The 4,043-nt window shown below is 58.1% G+C and carries 3 protein-coding genes; all 3 read right to left on the bottom strand.

What is annotated here, in order from left to right; all coding sequences use genetic code 11:
- Positions 1 to 147 precede the first annotated feature (147 nt).
- Positions 148 to 921 carry a tyrosine-type recombinase/integrase gene (locus AWB81_RS40915; protein WP_235026185.1) on the bottom strand — a complete coding sequence of 258 codons (774 nt, stop codon included), beginning with the start codon at positions 919 to 921 and terminating at the stop codon, positions 148 to 150.
- Positions 922 to 1,143: 222 nt separating this feature from the next.
- Complete coding sequence (locus AWB81_RS40910; RefSeq protein WP_062644126.1) at positions 1,144 to 2,511, bottom strand: tyrosine-type recombinase/integrase; 1,368 nt, start codon at positions 2,509 to 2,511, stop codon at positions 1,144 to 1,146.
- A complete protein-coding gene (locus AWB81_RS40905; RefSeq protein WP_159939025.1) occupies positions 2,508 to 3,758 on the bottom strand; it encodes a site-specific integrase in 1,251 nt (416 codons plus the stop codon). The genes AWB81_RS40910 and AWB81_RS40905 overlap by 4 nt, the downstream gene beginning before the upstream one ends.
- Between the last annotated feature and the right edge of the window lie 285 nt (positions 3,759 to 4,043).

The following is a 4,043-nucleotide window of genomic DNA, read 5'->3' as shown; positions in this document are numbered from 1 at the left end:
TTACCGATTGCGGTGTGACTTATAAGCACTCGCTCACAGGTTCGTAGCCGCAATCGCTAACCAAAAATCCCTCTGCCGGACGTGGCCTACCTCAGGGAACCTCCGGGTCGGTAGACCATATGACCTTCTCATTATCGGCGCTACTCTTCACAGCGATTCGAGCCAGGTCAGCAGCTCCGGATTCCGCTTCCATCGCGGCGGCCGACCGGGCTTTGTTGATGGGTCGATCTGCTCGAGCGCCTCTCGCTTCGTATCCAAATTTGCGCGGGCGTAGTGATTGGTCGTATCCAGTCGAGCGTGCCCGAGGTAGCTACGGATCACCGTCACGTCGACACCAGCAGCGACTAGCTGAACTCCGACGCTGTGACGCCACGTGTGCGGCGTGATCCGCTTTGTCGCGAGCGATGGCACGTGCTGCGTAGCTGACTGAACGTACTGCTTGAGCTTAAAGCGAACCCCGGCTGCACCGAGCGGCTGGCCATATCGATTGACGAAGATAGGCTCGTTACCCTTGCGCGGCTGTCGCCTGAGCAGCGCCTTGATTATGGCCACCGTTTCCGGCCACAAGGGGCAGATACGACACTTTCGTCCTTTACCGAACAGCTCTACTTGTGCAGGAGATTCAAAGCGAATGGCTCGTGGACACACATCCAGCGCCTCCTGGATCCGTGCCCCCGTGTTGTAAAGGAACGCGAGCAACGCGTGATCTCTCTGCCCTTCCAGGCTCGATTGGTCGGGCTCTCGAAGAACCGCCGCAATTTCCTCGGCATCCATGTAGCACATGGTGGGCCGCGACATCTTCTTGACCGGAATATGTGCGATCTCTGTGCACTGCGCGATCGCAAGCGGCTCGCGATGTGCGACAAAGGCAAAGAAGCTGTGAATAGCGGCAAGTCGACAGTTGCGCGTGCCGATGGACACCTTCCGGTCCTTCTCCAAATAGTCCAGGAACGCAAGCACCTCACCGGCCTGCAGGTCCGCTAGAGACAGCTGCGCGATCTGCCGTCGCCCACGAGGCGGTAAATTGAAGGAACATCTTCCACGTGTCGCGATATGAGCATACCGTGTGATGGGAGAGATTCCTCTGCTTGCCCATCCATTCGTGGAAAAATGCGTGCAGCAAAGAGGCGAAGGTACTCTGTTTCATGGCAGGATCTCCCTCGTCTGTAGCGCCGCTGCGCCATTCTTGCGGAAGCGTTCACTGGCGTTCTGCAGCAACTCTGGTGTGATGTTCAGATAGACCAGTGTTGAGCGGATGTCTTTGTGCCCGAGGTATGTTGCGAGATAGGGAAGCTTGGATTGCGGGTTGATTCCCGACTTGTACCAGTCGCGCATCCGATGGCCAACCATCGTGTGTCGCAGATCATGAACTCGCGGCCCAATTGCGCCGCGTGCAGGTTTGACGTCCGCACGTCGCAGGACGTCGGTAAGAATGAGCCGTACGCCGCCTACGGTGTATCCGCAATTGCGCTGTGGACTCCAGAACAAAGGGCTCTCAGGATTCTTAGGTGCGCCGGCTTGCTCTCGCACACCAAGATAGTGCTTGATGGAGGCCATGACTCCAGCAGCCAGAGGCAAGCGACGGTTCTTGAAAAACTTCGTCTCCCGGATCTCGAGTGTCTGTTCACGCAGGTCGACATCGCCAAGCATCAAACGCGCGACCTCGCCTCCCCGAAGCCCGGCACAGTATGCAAGCACAAGCATTGTGAAGAGGGTGACAGGACGCCACAGTGCCTTCGGCGAAGGATACAACAGCGCCGCGTGCAAGATGCGCTGTATCTCATCGTCCGTGTAGAGATAGGGAGATCGTTGCTGCTGCCGGGCAGCACGAGCTACTCCGTCGCCGATTGACAAGACCGGCACCCGCGGGTCGATCCGGTGCATCGCTTTCGACACGGTACGGCCGGCTCTCCGAGCTTCGAACAAGTGGTACGGTGACGGTTCTTCCTGACTCCAATGCTCGACGAGTTCGGAGAGCGTCAACCCGGCCAGCTCAGGATGGCGTTGCAGGAACCGATCGAAGCGCAGTAGTCTCTGCTCTTCAGTGCGATAGCGATAACCGAGCACGCGCATGTGTGAAACATGCTGAGCCATCACAACGCCAAGGAAACTTCCGAAGCGAGGAAGCTGGCGTTGGTTGTGGAGCGCCTCGTCGCTATCTTCACTGACGAGGGCTCGCACGATCGGTGTAGTGCGGGGACCGTACTGTCGATGCAATTCTGTAAATGGGTTCGACGCGATCATCCCCTGCTCATGCAGCCACCGAACGTATCGCTCAATCAGGAAGGCCCGGTGATAAAGGATGTGCACCTTCCACTTGAGACTGTGTTCCTTTAGCCATTGCGTCACGATCGCGACGTCCGGTGATGTAATCGCGCCATGGTCTGCGAGAAAGCCGGTGAAGTTGCACAGAATGCCTGCATAGTTCTTGTGCGTAGCTGGATGTCGAAAACCTTGCGCCTGCAAAAAGCGCTCGATGAGGGCTGCATTGTTGAACGATAAATGAGTCATGGCAAAAATCCTCCTGGTAGATCTAGTCCGATGGATCGCAGATCCTCGGTCGCGAGCTTCAGATATCCTGCGGTCGCCCCGGCGGACGTGTGACCCAACACGTCACCGATGATCTTGAGCGGCACACCAGATCGCAGCAAGCTAACGGCGCGCGCGTGGCGAAAGGCGTGAGGGCCTTTCCTTCCTTGCGGAGTGACTCCGGCTGCTCGCAGACGAGCATTCGTGATGCAGTTGAGGATCGATCCGTTCTTGAATGGACGGTATGGCACCTGGATGCGCAGGAATACCTCTCGATACACGCTTGGCGGTCGCGCCTTCTCCACATATCGGAGCACAGCTTCGCCCGGCTCGCGTAGCAATGGCAGCTCGGAGGAGGTCCCGGTCTTTGTATGGCGCACCCGAAGCATGTCCCGCCTCCAGTCGATGTCCTCCAGGCGTAAATTGGCGACTTCTGCAGCACGTAGGCCGTAGGTGGACAACAGGGACAAGATGGCGTAGTCGCGCAGGCCCACCGGAGAGAGGTCCTTCCGAGTCACCTCCAGAACTCGCGTCACGTCTTCTGTCCGCAGGGCGACTGGGATGCCTTCGTGCTCATAGATGCGTGGCCCAATCACAGTGCCAGCGAGATCAGTGGCAGTTCGCCCGGTGCGCCACAAGTGGCGAAGAAAATCACGGAGGCAGACGGTTCGATCTTCGATGGATGCGCGTCGCAGTCCGACACAACATTGCTTCAAGTATGCGTCGAGTTCGTGAACGCTCAAGTACTTCAGGCCCTGCGGGTCTGCGCGCTGCCCAAGTGAAGTTAGGAATTGCAACGCATGCTTTGCGCGCTTGGCTCGAGTCAGTGGGTGCAGTCCGCGTAGTTCACGCAACCATGTGTCGTACTCCATAACTATATCGCGATGGAAACCTTCGATTGCGTTGCTAGGCGGGTCCGGGACCGGCCATGCACCGCGCACAAGACGCAGCATCATATTGATGGCGCCAGTGTATCGATGTCGCCACTGCTGCAACGGTGGCAAATTGCTGTTTCGTTTCCGCGATCGTCGATATTGCCCCCGCAAGAACTGTGTCACATGTCCCGAGACAACGGTTTCGATAGACAGTCCATTGCGGCGGCAGTAATTGAGGAACGGACGCACGCGAGCCGGATACCACCGCTGGATCCGTAGGGAGTACCCCTCGGCCCGCAGATGTGCCAGCAGTTTCTCGATCAACCGCTCATCAGCTAGTAGCGGAGTGGACATGGGAACCTCCTTGGACGAGACCAAGCCTGAGGATGCCATGTGCCCATAATGGAAAGCGGAGTTGAGAAAAGCACGGACCGCCGGCGGCCGCGACGGCTTCCTTCCGATTACGGCTTCCTTCAGATTAGGTGAATAGGCCCAAGTGGATTACGGTGAAGGCGCGCTGACCCGCGATCCGAAGACAGGCCGCTACCGACGGCCACGCCTGTTCGTCATGACGTTGAGGTATTCGCGGCGCAGCTTCCGGCGCGTGGTCTGGAAGTCCAGCAAGCAGGTCTGGGCCCA

It is taken from the genome of Caballeronia arationis (assembly GCF_001544975.2).
Classification (GTDB): domain Bacteria; phylum Pseudomonadota; class Gammaproteobacteria; order Burkholderiales; family Burkholderiaceae; genus Caballeronia; species Caballeronia arationis.
The sequence above is the reverse complement of the archived record's forward strand: the minus strand, read 5'-3'. Positions and strand labels throughout refer to the sequence as shown.

What these genes read in the sequence shown, in the direction of transcription:
- AWB81_RS40905 (WP_159939025.1), bottom strand. Translation starts at nt 3,758, where the DNA reads ATGTCCACTCCGCTACTAGCTGATGAGCGGTTGATCGAGAAACTGCTG.
- AWB81_RS40910 (WP_062644126.1), bottom strand. Translation starts at nt 2,511, where the DNA reads ATGACTCATTTATCGTTCAACAATGCAGCCCTCATCGAGCGCTTTTTG.